Source organism: Phenylobacterium immobile (ATCC 35973) (assembly GCF_001375595.1).
Classification (GTDB): Bacteria; Pseudomonadota; Alphaproteobacteria; order Caulobacterales; family Caulobacteraceae; genus Phenylobacterium; species Phenylobacterium immobile.
Genome location: NZ_CVJQ01000001.1, coordinates 2,340,849 through 2,358,837, shown reverse-complemented (window position 1 = coordinate 2,358,837; position 17,989 = coordinate 2,340,849). Strand labels below are relative to the sequence as shown.

The 17,989-nt window shown below is 63.8% G+C and carries 19 protein-coding genes; 11 read left to right on the top strand and 8 right to left on the bottom strand.

Features of this window, described 5'->3' with window-relative positions; translation table 11 throughout:
• Positions 1 to 647 precede the first annotated feature (647 nt).
• The gene (locus BN1313_RS11575) at positions 648 to 1,409 is read right to left on the bottom strand and encodes a universal stress protein (RefSeq protein WP_245620235.1); all 762 of its coding nucleotides are present in this window, start codon (positions 1,407 to 1,409) and stop codon (positions 648 to 650) included.
• A 485-nt stretch (positions 1,410 to 1,894) separates the two neighbouring features.
• Entirely contained in the window at positions 1,895 to 2,077 is a 183-nt protein-coding gene (locus BN1313_RS11570; protein ID WP_091740648.1) for a hypothetical protein, read from the bottom strand.
• 244 nt (positions 2,078 to 2,321) lie between these two features.
• Between BN1313_RS11570 and BN1313_RS11565 the strand changes: the two genes are divergently transcribed.
• Positions 2,322 to 2,672 (top strand): MarR family winged helix-turn-helix transcriptional regulator, encoded by a 351-nt coding sequence (locus BN1313_RS11565; RefSeq protein WP_245620174.1) that lies wholly within the window; start codon positions 2,322 to 2,324, stop codon positions 2,670 to 2,672.
• Between the two features lie 193 nt (positions 2,673 to 2,865).
• On the opposite strand, the gene BN1313_RS16595 is transcribed toward BN1313_RS11565, so the two are convergent.
• From BN1313_RS16595 to BN1313_RS11540, 5 genes are all read right to left on the bottom strand, one after another.
• Entirely contained in the window at positions 2,866 to 3,192 is a 327-nt protein-coding gene (locus BN1313_RS16595; protein WP_176695980.1) for a PRC-barrel domain-containing protein, read from the bottom strand.
• Between the two features lie 37 nt (positions 3,193 to 3,229).
• Positions 3,230 to 3,649, bottom strand: coding sequence for a PRC-barrel domain-containing protein (locus tag BN1313_RS11555; RefSeq protein ID WP_281176487.1), 420 nt, complete (start codon positions 3,647 to 3,649; stop codon positions 3,230 to 3,232).
• Between the two features lie 59 nt (positions 3,650 to 3,708).
• Positions 3,709 to 4,440 carry an energy transducer TonB gene (locus tag BN1313_RS11550; protein ID WP_091740636.1) on the bottom strand — a complete coding sequence of 244 codons (732 nt, stop codon included), beginning with the start codon at positions 4,438 to 4,440 and terminating at the stop codon, positions 3,709 to 3,711.
• Positions 4,441 to 4,665: 225 nt separating this feature from the next.
• A complete protein-coding gene (locus BN1313_RS11545; protein WP_091740633.1) occupies positions 4,666 to 5,679 on the bottom strand; it encodes a mechanosensitive ion channel family protein in 1,014 nt (337 codons plus the stop codon).
• A gap of 27 nt (positions 5,680 to 5,706) precedes the next feature.
• Positions 5,707 to 6,579, bottom strand: coding sequence for a hypothetical protein (locus BN1313_RS11540; RefSeq protein WP_091740629.1), 873 nt, complete (start codon positions 6,577 to 6,579; stop codon positions 5,707 to 5,709).
• Positions 6,580 to 6,673: 94 nt separating this feature from the next.
• Here BN1313_RS11540 and BN1313_RS11535 point away from each other — a divergent pair, with 94 nt between their 5' ends.
• From BN1313_RS11535 to BN1313_RS11495, 9 genes are all read left to right on the top strand, one after another.
• On the top strand, positions 6,674 to 7,969 hold the full coding sequence (locus BN1313_RS11535) for an SLC13 family permease (RefSeq protein ID WP_091740626.1): 1,296 nt from the start codon (positions 6,674 to 6,676) through the stop codon (positions 7,967 to 7,969).
• A gap of 107 nt (positions 7,970 to 8,076) precedes the next feature.
• Complete coding sequence (locus BN1313_RS11530) at positions 8,077 to 8,448, top strand: hypothetical protein (protein WP_141653129.1); 372 nt, start codon at positions 8,077 to 8,079, stop codon at positions 8,446 to 8,448.
• The gene (locus BN1313_RS11525; RefSeq protein ID WP_091740620.1) at positions 8,448 to 8,675 is read left to right on the top strand and encodes a hypothetical protein; all 228 of its coding nucleotides are present in this window, start codon (positions 8,448 to 8,450) and stop codon (positions 8,673 to 8,675) included. The genes BN1313_RS11530 and BN1313_RS11525 overlap by 1 nt, the downstream gene beginning before the upstream one ends.
• Positions 8,676 to 8,686: 11 nt before the next feature.
• Positions 8,687 to 9,172: a DUF421 domain-containing protein gene (locus tag BN1313_RS11520; RefSeq protein ID WP_091740617.1), complete on the top strand. Its 486-nt coding sequence runs from the start codon at positions 8,687 to 8,689 to the stop codon at positions 9,170 to 9,172.
• Between the two features lie 19 nt (positions 9,173 to 9,191).
• Entirely contained in the window at positions 9,192 to 10,361 is a 1,170-nt protein-coding gene (locus BN1313_RS11515) for a mechanosensitive ion channel family protein (protein ID WP_141653128.1), read from the top strand.
• On the top strand, positions 10,351 to 11,124 hold the full coding sequence (gene otsB / locus BN1313_RS11510) for a trehalose-phosphatase (protein WP_091740611.1): 774 nt from the start codon (positions 10,351 to 10,353) through the stop codon (positions 11,122 to 11,124). Before BN1313_RS11515 ends, otsB begins: the two co-directional genes overlap by 11 nt.
• Positions 11,112 to 12,524: an alpha,alpha-trehalose-phosphate synthase (UDP-forming) gene (otsA, locus tag BN1313_RS11505; protein ID WP_091740608.1), complete on the top strand. Its 1,413-nt coding sequence runs from the start codon at positions 11,112 to 11,114 to the stop codon at positions 12,522 to 12,524. The genes otsB and otsA overlap by 13 nt, the downstream gene beginning before the upstream one ends.
• A gap of 218 nt (positions 12,525 to 12,742) precedes the next feature.
• A complete protein-coding gene (gene nhaA / locus BN1313_RS11500; protein WP_091740604.1) occupies positions 12,743 to 13,969 on the top strand; it encodes a Na+/H+ antiporter NhaA in 1,227 nt (408 codons plus the stop codon).
• Positions 13,969 to 14,766, top strand: a complete 798-nt coding sequence (locus BN1313_RS11495; RefSeq protein ID WP_091740601.1) for a potassium channel family protein — start codon at positions 13,969 to 13,971, stop codon at positions 14,764 to 14,766. The genes nhaA and BN1313_RS11495 overlap by 1 nt, the downstream gene beginning before the upstream one ends.
• Before the next feature lie 96 nt (positions 14,767 to 14,862).
• Here BN1313_RS11495 and BN1313_RS11490 read toward each other — a convergent pair whose 3' ends face one another.
• On the bottom strand, positions 14,863 to 16,278 hold the full coding sequence (locus BN1313_RS11490; protein WP_091740598.1) for a DUF2254 domain-containing protein: 1,416 nt from the start codon (positions 16,276 to 16,278) through the stop codon (positions 14,863 to 14,865).
• A gap of 241 nt (positions 16,279 to 16,519) precedes the next feature.
• Here BN1313_RS11490 and BN1313_RS11485 point away from each other — a divergent pair, with 241 nt between their 5' ends.
• A complete protein-coding gene (locus tag BN1313_RS11485; protein ID WP_091740593.1) occupies positions 16,520 to 17,893 on the top strand; it encodes a mechanosensitive ion channel domain-containing protein in 1,374 nt (457 codons plus the stop codon).
• Positions 17,894 to 17,989: the final 96 nt, after the last annotated feature.

Below are 17,989 nucleotides of genomic sequence, written 5' to 3'. Positions count from 1 at the left end.
GCCTCCTGCGTCCATTTCGCCAGTTCCCTCCCCGATGGACCGGCTTCGGGAATCCTGGAGAGCGTTTATTGACGACACTGGGATACTTTTTCGACGCTGTTGGATCGTATTGCGTGATCGCGTTTTAGGCTGGCTCACACCTGACGCAGGACGCGCCTAGACAGCCTTGAGACGCCCCGGAGAACCCCTGTGGAGGGACGTCTTGCCCGCGCGGTGCTCGACGACCTAAGCTAGGGCGCTATGCGGTTTGGCGCGCGCAGGAGAACAGTCGGTGTATTAGGCGGCGGCAGAATTCGCGCACGCCGCGGTCAGCAAGGCCTTACGCAGGGCTATGATCGTGCCGGGTCTCGCACACACCTCATGGCCCTCGAACTTTACGACCGTCCTTTCGGCGAGCCCCGCCAGCGATGCGAGTCGCGCAGTGCTCATCCGCAGTGCGCAGCGCATTTCAAAGCACTGCTCAGGAGTGAGCGTTACCAGCCCCGGCCCACGGCGTCTACAAGCACGGTGTGAGCGTTGCGGTTCTGCGCCCAGGCCTCCTCATCGGAACCGGAGGCTATCGGACGCTCCTTGAGGCCTCCGGCAGCGTGGTTTCGTCAGACCCATTTTCCGGCGCTTCAGCAGACCAAGACGGGCGTTCCAGCGCTTCAGCAGACCAAGACGGGCGTCCGCCAGCCCCAGACCGCTCCTTCCTCGATGCGCCCGAGGCGCGCCTCTGGATCCGGCGCCAGGACGGCCCGTGAGATGATGATCAGGTCCGCTCCTTTCTCCCCGATGTAGCGCGCCGCAGCATCATCGGGGCCGTTCGCCTGCATGGCGAAGACGTCGGCATCGCGCGCGGCCAATGCACGCCGGGCCCACGCCATCTTTGGAGCTGGATCCTCGCCATCTCGCGCCGTCACGATGAGGTCGATCGCAAGCCTGTGCAGGCCCCTGTGGGTCGCCACCAGTTCGACAGCCGCTCGATGTTTCATGTCTGCGTCAAGCAGCACCACGGCGCGGCCGATTGGCAGGAAGAACCTCGAAGTCAGGCAAACCGGAACCGTGGTCGCACGGATCATACGATCGACGTGGGAGCCAAGGCGACCGCGGTCCTGTTCGCTCGTGATGCCTCGCTTGCCCATTACAATCAGATCGGGCCCGCCCTCGGTGGCGGTTAGCGGGAACGCGCCGGCGGCGACCCTACCCGTCGCGTCGGGCGAGCCTTCCTCGTGAAGACGACTGACGGCCTCGCGAACCAGGCTTGCGCGGGCGGGCTCCTGCGGATCCTCAACGTGCAGAACTTCGATGTCGCCTTCTATGCGACTGGCCATCCAGGCCGCGTGGTCACACACGCTGTTGGCGTAACCTGATCCGTCTATACAGGCGACGACCCGCGGCTTCAGCCGATCTGCGCCCGGCGGAGGCATGAGGGTTGGTTCCCGCGCCATCACTCCTCAGCCGGCGCCATGGCGGGACCGGATACTTGCAAGGTGGAGGGGAGTGTGCGGTTGAGCGAAGCTTGGGGAAGGCGAATGCACATGCAGTAGCGCCCCTCTCCGGGGCAGAGCCGCAAGTCAAGGCCACCAGCCGTCCGGAAAGGCGTGACAGGTATGGCGGCGCCCCCTAAGCGCCGCGACGCAGATTTGCGTCGGGCGATGCATGATCAACCAGATTTCAGCCAACCACGAATGGGTGGGACGGCGACAGCTGTAATCTTCGCAGCATGGCAAGCGCGCGCTTGCCGTCAGCATGGCATCCGACGCCAGATCAACTCAACGGCTAACAATGAGGCGCGGGGCGCCCAACACGGGCGTCAGGTCCTCGGGCGCCGGCCTTAAGCTGTGACCTACGGCGGAGCCCAGTGCCATTGCCGCGCAGGCGCCCGCCACGGCCCATATGACATGCGCGAGGGTCAGGTTGCGCCCATCAGGCTCCAGGTCATCGCAGCCATGCAGGCCAGCACGGTGGCGATCAGGAGGCAGACTTCGATCTGCGCGCCACCTTCATTGCGACGGCGACTCGGCGAGAAGCGACGCGCTTCCTGGGCGCGCCGCGTGATGTTGGGCGAGGTGATCTCCAAACGATGGGTTTCCATAAATAACATCGTATAACGATATAATATGAAAAGGCTTGGCATCACGGGGTTTTGTTTGAGATGACACCTGGGAGTCTGGGACGCACGGTCGCCAGACAGGGCTTGCTTGAGCAGGGTTTCAATGGCGACAGGGAAGGGGCAGAGCCGCTCGAATGGTGACATCCTTGAAGACGCGGACTACAGGGCGCTAGGTGCCTTTCGGCGCGCGATACGCGAATTTCTGGCCTTCAGCGCCGAGGGCGCCTTGGCCCACGACCTGACCTCGCAGCAACACCAGGCGATGCTCGCGATCCGCGCGCACGATGGCGAAGAGGCCATATCGGTGGGAGAACTGGCCGATTGTTTGCTCATCAAGAACCATAGCGCGATCGGCTTGGTCACCAGACTTGTCGATCGTGGATTCGCACACCGCCTGGAATCAGCGATCGATCGGCGTCGCGCCCTGGTGGCGCTGACGCCCGCCGGCTCCCAGGTTCTTCACGACATTTCCGTCCGCAATCTCGCTCAGTTGAAAAGCGCGACGCGTATCCTGGAAGGGGTGCTGCGTACGACGCGCAAGCTCAGCGCGCGCGGTTCCGGCGATCAGGACAGTTGAGTGGTCGGGGAACCGGCCGTCGCGCATCCACGCGCCAGCCGGCCCGCCCCATCGCGCTCGGACGTGCGCCGCCTGCTTCTGGTTCGCCTTAAGGCGCTTGGCAGGTTGGTCGCGTGATCCGCCGGCGAACCGCGCCCGCGCCTTATATCTTTAGACGATGTATTGTCGCGGCGTAAGCGCTGGCTTCTCTTGGTCAGTAAAAGCCGTAGGGTGCCGGAACTCCGGGCCCCACGGGACGCGGGGTCAGGGGCCAGTTCGCCATGCCCTCGACCTGCAGAGGCTCGGACTGATCTCGCCACTCATCAGGGATGACGTAGGTCTGCCGGCTCGCATCGTAGGCGATCAGTTCCCAGGGCAGGGTGTTCAGCGCTTGGCCAAAGCCCAGGAAGCCGCCATGAGACATGACCACGTAGGCCACGCGGCCGCTCAGCTGGTCGAAGGCGACGTCCTCGATCGTGCCGACCTTCTCGCGCTGGCGGTTGTAGAGGCCGGCGCCGGTCATTCCGTTCGCCGAGAGCATGCGGCGAGACGTTCCTTGCTTCGTGCGAGTCCGGTCGTCATTGGAGTTTGGTTTCAGTCGTTTCATGCGTTGCGATCTCCTTTGCGGTTGGATGTGCAGATTCCACCAATGGGTCCGGAGGTGGTCCGGTCTTCGTGGACCCGAAGCTGGCGTAGTAGCGATGGATCTCCTCGCGCACTCCCTCATCGGTCCAGTGCTTGAGATCGGGCCGTTCCAGCGGAGGACCGATCTTCAGCTCATCACGTGACATGGGAAGGTAGAGCTCCCCGACTTCGTCGCTTTCGAGGAGGGCCCAGGGGACCGCGCGATACTCACGGGGGATACCCCACCAGCCGCCAAAGGTGACGATGAGGTACGCTGGCGTCAGGCTCGGCTCGTTGATCGCGATGTCGACCAAATTTCCAAGCCGGCGACGCTCAAGTCCATAAACTGGTGCTCCCCCTAGGCGGCTCGCGATCGGCTTGGCGTTTATGACGTTGTCGTGGATGGCGTTCTCCTTCGTTTTTGCGGCGAGGCCTAATCGGGCAGGGCGAACCTGATCGGGATGCGGATCCGGCCTCCGGCGACGGGCTCACCGTCGCTGGTCATTGGCCGCATCTTGAAGTGGCGGCTCATCTTGAGCGCGGCAGCCCCAAAGCCTTCGCCAGCTGGCGCTTCTGCGTCGACCGTGCATCCGTCCAATCCGCCCTCGCGGGTCACGCGGCATGCGATGACCGCGCGCCCGGAAATGTCTCGGCGCGCTGCGCGATCAGGGTAGTAGCGGGCGATCTCGGCGCCTGTGGGACGTCGCAACCAGTCGGGACTGGCGATCACCGGCGGCGGTCGCGGAATGGGCAGCGTGGCGGGCTTCGGAACAGGCGGCAGCGCCAGGACCGGCGGAGCCTTCACTTCGATCCGCCTTGGTGCGGGCGGGATGGGCAGCGGCGGAATGGTCGCGGGCACGAGCGCCTTCGGCGGGCGAGGCTGAACCTGCGGGAGTCTTTTCGGAGGCGGCGGCTCAGGCGGCTCGACCGCTGGCGGCGGGGGCGGCGGCGCGGGCTTAATCAGCACGACGTCCGTAACCTCATCAATGTAGTCGCGGTATTGCGGCTCGAAGCGCGCCTTCCAGAGGTAGGCGCCTATGCCAAGGTGAAAGGCCGCAGCGACGGCCAAGGCCGTAACGATCGCTGAGCGAGGGCGCACCACCGGCTTCGGCGCGTCGAATGGCGAATGTACGAGTGTGGTGTTCGCAGAGAAGAGCGCATTCACACTGACCTCCGCAAGGGGGTGCCGAAGGTGGCACGCCCGTGGATCTCAAATCTCACGCATCGCATCAGATGCGGCGGAGAGTTAATACGGGTCCACAACGCCTCCATGATCTTTCCCTTTCCTGAAATCGTTCTCCTGGATTGTGAATTGAAGGAATTATAACTGAAATTTCCGAAATGTATCGCGCCACGATGTAACATTTTTGAGAGCGTAGCTTTAGGCAGTTCAGGCCCCCTCGGCAGCCTTCTTCAGGCGCGCCGCTTCTTCAGCATCGGCGATGAGGGCGTCAGCGGCGTCATTCGGGCTCGGGTGACCCGGAGCCGGCGTCGCGGGAACGTGCGGTTCGCCGCGCTGTAGGCCCAGCGCCCGCAATCCAGCATCCTCCTCACGCCCAAAGAGACTCCGGACCCGGAGATCGAGTTGCGGGAACGGGATTTCGATGGCTGCGCCGCGCAGCGCATCCTCTATGGCCCAGGTGTAAGCCGCGTGCATCGCCGACGGCCGCCGCACAGCGTCCACTGTGGGCCACACCACCAGTTCGAAGTTCAGCGACGAGTCCCCAAAGCCGGTCAGCCAGACCTGCGTCTTGCGGGAGTCAGTGTCTGGCAGTGTGAAGGCGACGGCCCTGGCGGCGTCCAGAACGACGTCGCGCACCCGGACCTTGTCCACGCCGTAGGCCACCGAGAACGGCACATGGATCCGGCGCGTCCCATCCTTCAGGGTCCAGTTCACGACCTGAGTCTCGATAAGCTTCGAGTTGGGAAGGATTACGTTCAAACCGTCGTTTGTCTTGATGCGGGTCGCACGGGGGCCGACCTCGGTGACCTCGCCGCGGATTCCGTTTTCAAGCTCGATGAAGTCGCCGACGTTGACGAAGGGATCGAAGATGGCGACCAGGCCGGACACGAACTCGCGGACAACCCCTTGGAGTCCCAGGCCGACGCCAACGCCAACGGCGCCCGCGAACACGGCCAGCGAGGTAAGATTGATGCCGAGCGTGGAAAGGCCGATGAAGACGCCGATGATCACCAGCGCGTAACCCGCCAGCTTCTCGACGATGTAGATCAGCGGCCGGCCAATGCGGGAACGGTCGCGCAGGCGGCGGAGCAGTCTGACGACCAGCCGCGCCACGATGGCGGCGGCGACCACAATGCCCACCGCAAGGAGAAGCCGGGTCGCGCCTTCAATCCATGCGCCAGTCCGGAGCCACGTCCAAAGGGCGTCGTAGGTATGGGTCATGGCTAGCCTTGGAGGTTTGTGGAGACGCTAGTCGCGCCACTCCGACAATAGTTGCCCCGAAGCGTCTTCGAACGCGACGCGATCGAATTCGACACCGAAGAGACACGTCGGGCGATGCTCGGCGGTTTCGCTCCAGCAGCGGATCGCTTGGCCATCACTGAAGCCGACGACGCGTCCTTCCAGCACCAAGCGATAGGTGGTGGTCGCCATCGGCGCTTTGTCTGCCGGCGCCTTGCGGACAAATTCATAAGCGCGACCGTCGCGCCGCAGTAGACGCGAGCCGCCTTTCTCGAAGACCCTCGCCAGGCCGACCGATTGCGCCGCGACCGGCGTTGGCGCCGCCGGCGCCGGGGCGTCGTGTCGTGGCGGGCAGACCTCGGCAAAGCTCCAGGGGCGCGGAAGCCAGAACCCCTCGACATCTTCAACCATCTTCTCGCCCGTCGCTTGCGGAATGGCCGGAAGGGCCGTCCAGTCACTCGGACGCGCCACCAGCTTGCTGGTGCCTTTCAGCGGATCGAATTCGAAATAGGCCTGTGAGGAGCCTGCGCTAACCTGCGGCCCGTCGCAGCCGAACGGGATGCGCAGTGCAAAGCGTTGACCGATCAGATCCGTGTTCGCCTTCGGATCACTGGGTGCGCGGGCGGCATAAGCTGCAGCGGCTAGGCGAGCGGCATCCACGATGTCGCGCCGGCCAAGCGGCGGGGGAGGCAGCGGAATGGCCGTCGGCGCGACCTTTGCCGCCGGCGCGGCCGCAGGAGGCTCAGGCGCTGCTACGGGGGTCGGCGTACGACTCTTCCAAAGCAGGGCCGCAGCGAGAAGGATGAGGACCAGACCGCCCAGAACGACGGGCGCGATCAGTGTTCGCTTGCGGTCGATGAACCTCGGCTTGTTGTTCGGCATGCCCCAACCCTAACAGATGGATGGCATGGGTTTCGACCCGCGCGGACCATTTTTTGCGGCGCTCGGTCCAGCAATCGCCGCTAAAGAAGGACCGATGACGTCTCCTCAACTCGTGACTTTGGCGGTTCTGCTGTCGGTCGTGGCGGCCTTGATCTGGGGCAAGGTGCGGTCTGATGTCGTGGCATTGGCCGGTGCTGCGGTTCTGTTGGGCACGCGCACGATCCGGCCGGTGGAAGTCCAGGGCGCGTTCGCCAGCCCAGCGATCATCGCCTTGGCCTCTCTTTTCGTCATCGCCTACGCCATGGAACTGTCGGGCCTCCTTGGGTTGATCATCCGTGGGGCCACACGCCTTTGTGCAAGGCTCGGCGCTCTGGGCCTTTGGATTGTTATCGCTGTGTCGGGGGCGGCGTCGGCCTTCCTCAACAACACACCGATCGTGGTGCTGGCCGCCCCAGTCGTGAAGGACGTCGCCGAGTCACTAAACCTGTCGCCGAAGCGATTCCTGATCCCGCTCTCCTATGTGACCATCCTGGGCGGCGCGTGCACCTTGATCGGCACCTCGACCAATCTGCTGGTCAACGACATGGCGCGCAACGCCGGCCAGCCGGTGTTCTCGATGTTCGAGATCACACCTGTCGGACTGGTTGTCGGGCTAGCCGGCGGCCTCTACCTTTTTCTGTTCGGCGGCCGACTGCTGGGACATAGCCCAAGCCGGAGTGGCGAGGTGGCGTTGCCAGAGAAGGCTGAAAGCGCCGCAGGCGACGATCCGAGCGTCTTTCCTCTCGACCGTCCTTTCCGCCCGTTCGAGGCGGTGGCCTCATTGGTGGTGTTCGTAGGCGTCGTGACGGTTGCGGCCCTGGGCGTCGCCCCCATCGCGGCGTCAGCGTTTTCAGGGGCTGTCCTCCTGGTGGTGCTCCGCGTGATCAGCGCCGAGGATGCCTACAAGGGCCTTCGCCCCGAAATCCTTCTCCTCATCGCGGGGATGGTGGTGGTGGGCCTCTCCCTGGAGGTGACCGGCCTTGCGGCGCTTGCGACCAATGCTCTGGTCGGCTGGGTCACGGCGCTTGGTCCCTGGATGGCCTTGGCGCTGCTTTATGGGGCGACCCTATTTCTGACCGAGATCCTGTCGAATGCGGCGGTCGCCGTCCTTCTCACGCCGGTCGCGGTTGCTTTGGCGGAGAGCCTCGGCGTCAATCCCCGGCCGTTTCTCGTGGGCATCATGATGGCCGCGAGCGCTGCCTTCGCCACGCCGTTTGGCTATCAGACCAACGTCCTCGTCTACCAGATGGGACGCTACAGCTACCTGGATTTCGTCCGGATCGGGGTTCCCTTGAATCTCCTCACTTGGCTGGTCGGCGTGGCGATCATTCCCTTCTTCTTCCCCTTCTGAGCACACCGGCCGCGCGTCCGCTCACGGAATTGTCAAGCCTGACAGGTCGCAAATTATATCGTCTTGTGATATAATGAGGGCATCCAGAAACAAAGCAAGGAGACCGGATGACGGAACCGAGAAACGACACCATTCTACTTGTCTGTGATTGTGAAAACAGCACCGCGGACATTCTCGATAAACTCTACCACGGGGGATTCAGTGTTGTCGGGCCAGCGCCCAATGCACGGATGGCGCTTCTGATGGCCGCTCAGACCGCGCCGACCATTGCCGTGGTCGCAAGCCCACCGAACGGCCGGCGCAACGCAGCCGAACTGGCGAACGACCTGATGCGGACTTGGGGTATCCGGTCCTGGGTTCTTGAACGCGTGGAAGTCATGGGCGCATCGCCCGATGCGGTTTGGGCGGCCGACGATGATCGGCTCAGCCATATCCGCCGCGCCTTGCAGCCGGATGCTGAAAACGGGAGGGCCACCTGATGAAGACTCACCAAACCAACCCTGTGGGCCTGCACGTCGCCACGCGCTGCGACCTGCCGGTGCATACCGACATTGAGCGGGATGCGTTGCGCCATGCGAGCCTCGTCGTGCGCAAGCTGATGAGCCCGAACGACAGCTTCCCGACAGCCGATGAACTCGAGCGGGCGTGGGACGCGATCCAGCGCCTTGAGCGCTATCCTAGGGGGCGCCGCCTCCTGGCTGCCTAGATGGCCCGGGGATGGACCTTCTGTACGACCTGATCGGCCGCCACGGCGAGACGATCACCTGGTCGCAGATGTCAGCGCGAGCCCTGTTGATCTTCCTGATCGGCCTGGCGTTCGTGCGTCTGGCCGGCGAGCGCGTGTTCGGCAAGTGGGGCGCTCTCGACATCCTTCTGGCGATCATCATCGGTTCGAACCTGAGCCGCACCATCACGGGTGGAGCCCCGTTTTTCCCAACTCTTTGCGCCACGGCCGTGCTCATTGGCGTCCACGCGCTCCTCGCTTATGCCGCGACATGGTGGCCTCTGGGCGACCTCCTCAAGGGGCGGCCGACCCAGCTGGTGGCCGACGGCCAAATCGACTGGCGGGCCATGCGCCGCCACGGCGTGGGGCAGGGCGATCTCGACCAGGCTCTGCGACAGGCGGGCCAGATGGACCTGAGCGCGGTGAAGGCCGTGTTCCTAGAGCGCAATGGAGACCTCAGCGTCATCCTGCGCGCGTAAATGAAATGAAAGGATAGCCGTGACCGCAAGCGAACGCCTGCTATCGGGTTGGCAAGACACGACGACGCATTTTGCGCAATTGGGCTGGCCTCAAGTCTTCCTGAACCTCGCGCTCAGCGTTTTGGTCGCCCTCCTGGGGCTCGCCCTCGTGTGGATCGCACGGCGCGCGATGCGCGTGGCGGTACGGCGTTTGCCAGGGCCGCACACAGCTGATCGCGCCGTCCGCACGACGCGCGTCGCGCGGCTCGCCGCCTGGGCGGTCCGCTTCTTGGCCGCGGTCGGCGCGATCTTGGTGATCGGCCAGATCTGGGGGGCGGATCCCATAGCCTGGCTTTCGCGCGGGGCAGGGCAGCTGCTCGCCGCAGCTGCCCTGCGTTTGGTGGTCCTGCTGGTCGTCGCCACGGCCGCCTTCGAGATTGCGGGCTTTCTTATCGGCCGACTCTTCGCCGGGGTGGCGGCCGGCGCCTCTGAGGCCCGGCGCCAGGCTCAGCTGAAGACGCTGGGTCCACTGCTCGAAGGCATCGTGCAGACTGCTATCGTCATTGTCGCCGTGCTGATGGCGCTATCCGAACTGGGCGTGAAGATCGGGCCGCTGCTGGCCGGGGCTGGGGTCGTCGGCATCGCGCTGGGCTTTGGCGCCCAGACGCTGGTGAAGGACTTTCTCACCGGTCTCTTCCTGATCATCGAGGACATCGTCTCGGTGGGCGATATCGTACGCGTCGGTGAGTCCGGTGGGCTTGTCGAGGCGATGACCCTGCGCACGATCCGGCTGCGCGATTTCGACGGCACCTTGCACGTCTTCCCCTACAGCGAGGCGCAGGTGGTGCATAACCTCACCAAGACCTTCTCCTATTACGTCTTCAATCTGCAGGTCTCGTACGGCTCGGACATCGATGACGCGCTTCGGATCATGAAGCGGGTCGGCGAGGAGATGCAGGCCGAGCCGGCCTTTGCCGCCAAGATCCTCGAGCCGATCGAAGTGGTCGGCGTCGATAATCTCGCCGACAGCGGCGTGGTGCTGAAAGCCCGGATCAAGACCCAGCCCATCCAGCAATGGAGTGTCGGGCGCGAATACAATCGCCGTATCAAGCTGGCCTTCGACCGGGCGGGTGTCGAAATCCCATTCCCGCACATGAAGGTTGTGCTGCCGGATCAACAACTTTCGGAGCTTGCTGGCCATGCTGCATAGTCAGATCACCCACGCCCTTCCGGTCGCAGAGACAGCGCTGTTCCTGGACCTCGACGGCGCCATCGTCCCGATCGCCGCGGAACCCGACCAGGTTCGCGCGAGCCCCTCCTGTCGGATCGTCCTGCATCGCGCCCGCGATCACCTATGCGGGCGCCTGGCGATCCTCAGCGGCCGAACTATCGAGGATGTGGACGAGGTATTGGGCGGCGCCATCCCTTGCGTCGCCGGCGTACACGGACTGCAACGCCGCACCCCCGTGGGAGGGCTTGTCCTGGAGCCGCCCCATGCGCGCGTGGCCGACGCCGCGTCTGTGCTTGAGGCCTTGGCCCGCGCGCGGCCGGGACTCCTGGTCGAGGCCAAGGGGCCTAGTGTCGCGATTCATTACCGCGCGGCGCCGGAAGCGGAGGCCGCCATCGTCGAGACAGTCGAGCGGCTGGCTCAAGCGAGCGGCCTGGAGATCCAGCGCGGAAAAATGGTCATTGAGTTGCGGACTCCCGGTCCGGACAAGGGCGCAGCGCTCAACCGCTTCATGCTTGAGGCGCCGTTCGCCGGCGCGACGCCGGTGTTTGTCGGCGACGACCTGACCGATGAGGCCGGCTTCGCTGCGGCGCGCGCCCACGGCGGCGTAGGGGTGCTCGTGGGGGAATCCAGGAAAACCTTGGCGCAGGGCCGTCTCGCCAGCCCGGCCGCCACCTTGTCGTGGATCATGCGCAGCCTCGACCGCGGAAAGTTCGATTTCTGGGAGGCGGGATGGGACGCCTGATTGTCGTTTCTAACCGAGTAAATCCGCCGACCGATCCCGGTGTCGGATCGGTCGGTGGTCTGGCGATGGCGCTCGCCGCTGCCCTGCGCGAGAGCTCGGGACTGTGGTTCGGTTGGAGCGGTGAGACCTGCGAAACCTTCACAGGCAACCTTTCCATCCAACAGGTTGGCGGCGTGACTGTGGCGCTGGTCGATCTCGAGGAGCAGGATCGACAGGAGTACTACAACGGTTACGCCAACCGCACGCTGTGGCCGCTGTTCCACTATCGGACCGACCTAGTGGCTTATGAGCGGTCATTCGACGAAGGCTATGAACGGGTGAACACCCGCTTTGCCGAAACGCTGCGTCCGTTGATCCAGGACGACGACCTGATCTGGGTGCAGGATTACCATTTGCTGCCCCTCGCTCGGGAGCTGCGCCAGCGCGGCGTGCGCAATAAGATCGGGTTTTTCCTCCACATCCCTTGGCCAGCGCGCCGATTGTTGACGACGCTACCCCGGCATGCCGAGCTGGTCGAGGCGCTGTTCGACTACGACCTGATTGGCTTTCAAACGCAGGATTCACGAGAAGCCTTCGCGGAGTACGTCGTCCAGAATGCCGAAGGCTCCGTGGACGCGAGCGGGGAGGCGAGCGCCTTCGGCAAGCGTGCTCGGATCGGCGCGTTTCCCATCGGGATCGATGCAGTGGACTTTGCGAAGGCGGTGGCGTCCGCACCCGCCAAGGCCGCCTTCGATCGCACGCGCGCGAGCCTGCTAGGCCGCAAGATGATCGTCGGGGTCGATCGGCTAGATTACTCCAAGGGTCTCGAAGAAAGGTTCTGCGCCTACGAGCAGCTGCTGGCCGATCATCCCGATCAGTTGGAGAAGGTGTTCTTCTTGCAAATCGCGACGCCAAGCCGTGATGAAGTGGAGGCCTACCAGGATATTCGGGGCCGCCTTGAAGCTCTGTCAGGCCGTATCAACGGCGCCTACGCCGATATCGATTGGGTGCCGATCCGCTACGTCAACAAGGCCTACCGGCGCGATGCCCTGGCGGGCATCTACCGCGCTGCCCACGTTGGGCTGGTGACCCCGTTACGCGACGGTATGAACCTCGTGGCGAAGGAGTATGTGGCGGCGCAGGATCCGGTCGATCCTGGCGTGTTGATCCTGTCGGAATTGGCCGGGGCCGCGGAACAGATGGCCGAGGCCCTGATCGTCAATCCGTTCAGCCGCGAGGACATGGCCGAAGCCATGCGGCGCGCCTTGATCATGCCTACCGAGGAGCGTCGTGCAAGATGGTCGGCCCTGAATGACGGCGTGCAACGCGACCATGTCGGCGCGTGGCGAGATGGGTTCGTCGGCGCGCTGGAGAAGTCTTCGCGCCGCCCGCCCCCGCTGAAGGTCGCATGCGGCGCCTGATAGGTGTTGTCCTGCGGCCCAATGGCGCCAAGTCGGTCGGACGTATCTGGGCGACGGGCATGACGCTCCTGATCAGGGGTCAGCTGATCGTGACGATCATCGTGCCGAATCGTAGATAGTTCATGATGCTAGGCCCCACCTGCACCTTGGTGCAGACGCCTCGGTCACCGAGGGGATGCGCTCGAAGCACGTCCCGATGACACAGCGCTAGGATCGCGATGAGCTCTTCGACCGCCAAGCGGCCCCTGTCGGCCTTGCGCCACTTTCTTCACCACGAGGCTTCTGGAGGTTACGTCCTCATGGCCGCCGCCGCCCTGGCGCTCATCGTCGCCAACTCGCCGTTTGCGGAGAGCTATTTCGCCGCGCTGAAGGCCGAGTTCGGCTTCGCCCTCGGCGTCTTTCACCTGACCGAGAGCGTGCTGCATTGGATCAACGACGGCCTGATGGCGCTCTTCTTCCTGCTGGTCGGACTGGAGATCAAACGCGAGGTGCTCGACGGGCAGCTCTCGCGACCGTCGAAGATCATCCTGCCTGGCGTGGCGGCGCTCGGCGGCGTGGTCCTGCCGGCCCTGATTTATCTGGCGTTCAATGGCGCCCACCCCGATAGCCGAGCCGGTTGGGCCATTCCCTCTGCGACCGACATCGCTTTTGCGCTAGGGGTGCTGGCCCTCCTGGGGTCGCGCGTACCGGGGTCCCTCAAGATCTTCCTGACCGCCATCGCAATCATGGACGACCTGGCCGCGATCGTTATCATCGCGATCTTCTACACAGCCCAACTCCACCTGATCGCCCTGGCCGCCGCCGGTGGGATCCTCGTGGTGCTCTTCGCGCTCAACCGCCTGAAAGTCACCGCGCTCTGGCCCTACATTCTCGGCGGCTTGGCGCTTTGGTACTTCGTGCTGGAGTCCGGTGTCCATGCGACCCTGGCCGGGGTCGCTCTGGCGATGCTGATCCCGCTGCGCAGGAGCCCGGGCGCGCCGGACGATGCGACGTCTTCGCTCCATCGGCTAGAGCACGCGCTACACAAGCCGGTAGCCTTCCTGATCGTGCCGCTCTTCGGGTTCGCAAACGCCGGGCTGTCCTTCGCCGGTGTCAGTCCCGCAGCCGCGCTCGATCCCGTACCGCTCGGCGTCGCGCTCGGCCTATTCATCGGCAAGCAACTCGGGGTCTTCGGCACGGCGTGGGCCATCATTCGCATGGGGTGGGCCGACATGCCCCGGGACGCATCCATGGGACAGCTATACGGTGTGGCGGTCCTGTGCGGCATCGGCTTCACCATGAGCCTCTTCATTGGCAACCTCGCCTTCGGTGATCCGAAGCTGATCGACGAGACCAAGATCGGCGTGCTTGTGGGCTCGCTCGCGTCTGCGCTCGTTGGCATGGCGATCCTGCGGGCCTGCAAGCCGTGCAGGCCCGGCGCTTCAGAAGTTGAGGAAGAAAGCTGATGTCCGCGCGACGTACGCCAGTCCGTCGTGGCGTTCGTCGCCTTCGCGCACGCTTGCGGTACCTCTATCACGGGCAGTCTGCCGCGGCGGTCCGCTTCCGTCTTGCGGTGATCATGATCGACATCGCGCTGATCGGCTTTTTCATCGCCGCGCCCTTGTTGAGGGAGACACCGTTCTTCCTGGCCATCGACTATTTCGTCGCTTTCATCCTGGCGCTCGACCTCTGCGCCCGCGCTCTGGCCTCCCGTTCGCTGCGGACGTGGGCTAAGCGCCCGATCGTTTGGGTTGACGCGTTCGTCCTGCTGACGCTGCTGGCGCCAGGATGGCTGTTCAACCTGGCCTTCCTGCGTGTGCTTCGCCTCTGGACGCTGCTGCATAGCGACTTCTTCTGGAGCACCATTGGGCGACGTTACGACGAAACGCGCTACGAGGAGGTGACCCGGGCTGCTTCCACACTCGTCACCTTCGTCTTCATCGTGACGGGCTTCGTCTATACGAGCTTTGCCGGCCGCCATGTTGGCGTGGATGGGTATATCGAAGCGCTTTACTTTACCGTCGCGACCCTGACGACGACGGGTTTTGGCGACATCGTCTTGCCGGGCGCCTGGGGCAAGCTGATCTCGATCGTCACCATGATCGCGGGCATTACGCTTTTCGTTCGCTTGGCGCAGACGTTGTTCCGTCCACACAAGGTCCGCTTCCTGTGTGGGAGGTGTGGTCTCATGCGGCATGAGCCTGATGCGGTGCATTGCAAGGCCTGCGGCCTGCTCCTCAACATCCCGAACGACGAAGTCTAACAGCCACTGCTTGGGTGGAATGGTGCGCCACTGATGAAGAAGACAGATGTCGACGAGGGGGGCCGTTCGACCGAGCCCCCCACGGGAAGGGTTGCCTCAAGCTGTTCCGCCAAGCCAAGCCCCGCTGTCGCGCAGCCGGCGCTTGTAATCGGGCTCGGCCATGGCGCGTCGCAATTGATCGGCGCGTTCGATCACCCGGTCCCGGTTGAATCCTTTAAGGTTCTCACGCACCAGCACGACCAGCTTTTGAGCGTGATCATCAAGGTTCTTCAGTCGTTCCGGGTCATCACAGCCGACGGAAACCTCCCCGAGCGCGCGGATGAAACGCAGGGACGCGACCATATCGGTGGCGCAGTACTGGGACAGAGCCCCGAAGCCCCGCTCCATGAAGCCTGCAAAGGTCACGGGATGAGTGATGACCCTAAGCGCGCCATCCCCATCGAGCCGCAGATGCGATGGCAGTTCGCGGCCCGCCAGGTCCGAAATCGCGGCGCCTAGCCAATCCAGACAGGTGACGGCCGTGAACGGGTCGTTGACGCCGGGCGATAGCGCGCGCGCGGCGATCTCCACCAGCTCGTCAACGAGGAAGCGCAGGTCCTGCAGGGCGGTGCGTCTGGACCCAACCGAGAACACCGCGCCGATCGCCGCCGCCGTGTCGTCGTCGCAGCGTTCGGGCGGCCAAGCTTCGACCAGGGTTCTGCCCGCGTGGATAAAATCCCCCGGCTGGTATTGGAGGCGCAGAACGAGGTCGTGCTCGCGCGCGACGACCATCACCGCGTCGTCGTCGATCAGTTGGAGGTAACCCGTGTCCTTGGCCGCAACGAGCGCGCGACGCGCGCCGTCGGCCTGGCTCGCGTCCAGCTGAAAGGTCGCCGGCACACGGGCCGCGTCATCCTGGCCATTGTCGTCGGGCTGGGGCGCGCCGATGAACCGGGGGAAACGGTTGTCGATCTCCTTCAACAGCTTGTCACCGATGTCTTCTATGACGACGTTGATGTGAAGTTGGCTGGGCACGTGGTGGATGAAGAAGATCAGCACCGCGATCGAGCATAGTGCCAGCGCCACGCCCACCAGCAGCGCGAGGTTCGGTACGAAGCCCGCACCAGCGCCCGCTTCCCCGGCCGAGCGGATCGTGCGCAGCACCAGAAGGCAATAGACAAAGGTGGCAATGAAAGTGCCGAGGGTCACTTGGTTGCCCCGGTCGCTCATGAAGTTGCTGAGCAGGCGCGGTCCGTATTGGCCGGAGGCATACACGACCGCCGCAATCGTCACGGAGAAGACGGTGCCGGCGACCGTGATCATCGAGCCGCTGATGGCTGAGAGCACCTGGCGCGCGCCGTCTGGCCGAGCCGCGTAGAGCCACGGCAGGCCGTCCATCCAATCCGAACCCTTGTAGGTGTCGAGCAAGATCATGCCGCCTGCGAGCAGCACGGCGCCCAGCGCCATCACCGTGGGCAGAAACCAATAGCTGCCCCGTAAGCCGTCAGCGAACTTTAGAATAGTCGTTTTCACGAACGCAGATCCCCTGCATGGCCCGGGAAATCCAGCTGAAACTGCCCGATTCTACATTCCGAGTTGTGCCCAGAGGGAACGCGTCGGAGCATCGAATGCTCCAGATGAAGATAGTTGTGGCTTGTTGCCGGGTCAGGCGAGGTCTCAGCTTCACTGAAGCGCTAACTTTGGAACGCGGGGAACCTCAATCTCGAATCACAGTGGGGCTTATATCGGCGTCATAAAACGCGCACCGTGAGGGATGGCCGTGTTCGCTCGCATCATCATCACCTTGGCTCTTCTAAGTGTCGGATTGAACGCCAGCGCGCAAATCGCTCCGCCAGAGAAGGTCGTGACCCAGGTAGAACCCGTCACTGCGATCGCGACCAAGACGGAGGCCAATGCCGACTCAGAGATCGCCGGTCGGATCCAGAGCATTTTTTCCGAGATCGCGCCACTCAAGGACGTACGGGTCCGTGTGTCGGCCGGCGTGGTCACGCTGATGGGCGTAGTGCCTGGCGCGGGCGACATCCTGCGCGCTGAGGCCATCGCTGGGCGAGTCTCGGGTGTGGTGACAGTCCAGAACGATCTGACGCGCGACCTGAAGGTCAACACCAACCTCACGCCTGCGATCGGACAGTTTGGAAACGACCTTCGTGGCCTGGTTCAGGCGTTGCCGCTCTTAGGCGTGGCTCTGGCGATCGCGATCACAATCGGGCTTATCGGCCATTTGCTCGCATCGATCGACCGCCTGTGGCGGTGGATCACCCCAAATACATTTCTGGCCGAACTCGTCGCGACCTTTGTACGGTTCGCCTTTATAATTTTCGGACTGATCGCAGCACTCGAGGTGCTCGGGGCCACCGCACTGCTCGGTGGGGTTCTCGGCGGTGCGGGCGTCATTGGCGTGGCGCTCGGTTTTGCCGTTCGCGATACGGTCGACAATTATGTCTCGAGCCTGATGCTCAGCCTGCGTCAGCCCTTCAGGGCCAACGACCATGTCGTGATCGACGGAAATGAAGGCCGGGTCGTGCGCCTCACCTCTCGCGCCACGGTGCTGATGACGCTCGATGGCAATCACCTGCGCATACCGAACGCGATCGTCTTTAAGTCGGTTATCCTCAACTATACGCGAAACTCCGAGCGGCGCTTCGCCTTCGATCTTGGCGTCGATGCTGATGACAATCCCGTAGATGGCATGGCGGTCGGCCTCGCCGCCATAAACGCTCTGAAGTTCGTCCTCGATACGCCAAAGGCCAGCGCAATCATCCAAGACGTGGGCGACTCTAATATCGTCTTGCGGTTCTTCGGCTGGCTGGATCAGAACGAGACCGATTTTTTCAAGGGGCGCAGTCTTGCGATCTATGCAGCGGCGCAGGCGCTCATAGGAGCCGGCTTCGCGCTGCCGGAGCCCATCTATCGCCTACGCTTTGACGAGGGTGCATCCATACCGTTGACGAGCATGAATGACGCCGACGGCGTGCCCGCCAAGCCTCGCCTCAGAGCAAAGGCGCCGCCGCCGCCGCCATCGGATGCCGACACGCGTCCAGATGACCACATTGAGCAGCTCGTCAATGAAGAGCGAGCGGAGGGCGGACCTCGCGACTTGTTGGACAGCGCTCGCCCCATCGAGTGAGCGACGTATCGAAGGCAAGAAATCGGTGATGGGCTGGCTCAGAAATTGAAGGCAGGCGCGATGACCTCGGAACGGCCGAGCGCTCGCTGCGCATCC

Coding starts and splice junctions, on each gene's coding strand:
- nhaA (WP_091740604.1), top strand. CDS start 12,743: ATGAGCTCTTCGACCGCCAAGCGGCCCCTGTCGGCCTTGCGCCACTTT.
- BN1313_RS11575 (WP_245620235.1), bottom strand. CDS start 1,409: ATGCCTCCGCCGGGCGCAGATCGGCTGAAGCCGCGGGTCGTCGCCTGT.
- BN1313_RS11525 (WP_091740620.1), top strand. CDS start 8,448: ATGAAGACTCACCAAACCAACCCTGTGGGCCTGCACGTCGCCACGCGC.
- BN1313_RS16595 (WP_176695980.1), bottom strand. CDS start 3,192: ATGCTCTCGGCGAACGGAATGACCGGCGCCGGCCTCTACAACCGCCAG.
- otsB (WP_091740611.1), top strand. CDS start 10,351: ATGCTGCATAGTCAGATCACCCACGCCCTTCCGGTCGCAGAGACAGCG.
- BN1313_RS11570 (WP_091740648.1), bottom strand. CDS start 2,077: ATGGAAACCCATCGTTTGGAGATCACCTCGCCCAACATCACGCGGCGC.
- BN1313_RS11545 (WP_091740633.1), bottom strand. CDS start 5,679: ATGACCCATACCTACGACGCCCTTTGGACGTGGCTCCGGACTGGCGCA.
- BN1313_RS11485 (WP_091740593.1), top strand. CDS start 16,520: ATGGCCGTGTTCGCTCGCATCATCATCACCTTGGCTCTTCTAAGTGTC.
- BN1313_RS11530 (WP_141653129.1), top strand. CDS start 8,077: ATGACGGAACCGAGAAACGACACCATTCTACTTGTCTGTGATTGTGAA.
- otsA (WP_091740608.1), top strand. CDS start 11,112: ATGGGACGCCTGATTGTCGTTTCTAACCGAGTAAATCCGCCGACCGAT.
- BN1313_RS11535 (WP_091740626.1), top strand. CDS start 6,674: ATGACGTCTCCTCAACTCGTGACTTTGGCGGTTCTGCTGTCGGTCGTG.
- BN1313_RS11495 (WP_091740601.1), top strand. CDS start 13,969: ATGTCCGCGCGACGTACGCCAGTCCGTCGTGGCGTTCGTCGCCTTCGC.
- BN1313_RS11540 (WP_091740629.1), bottom strand. CDS start 6,579: ATGCCGAACAACAAGCCGAGGTTCATCGACCGCAAGCGAACACTGATC.
- BN1313_RS11520 (WP_091740617.1), top strand. CDS start 8,687: ATGGACCTTCTGTACGACCTGATCGGCCGCCACGGCGAGACGATCACC.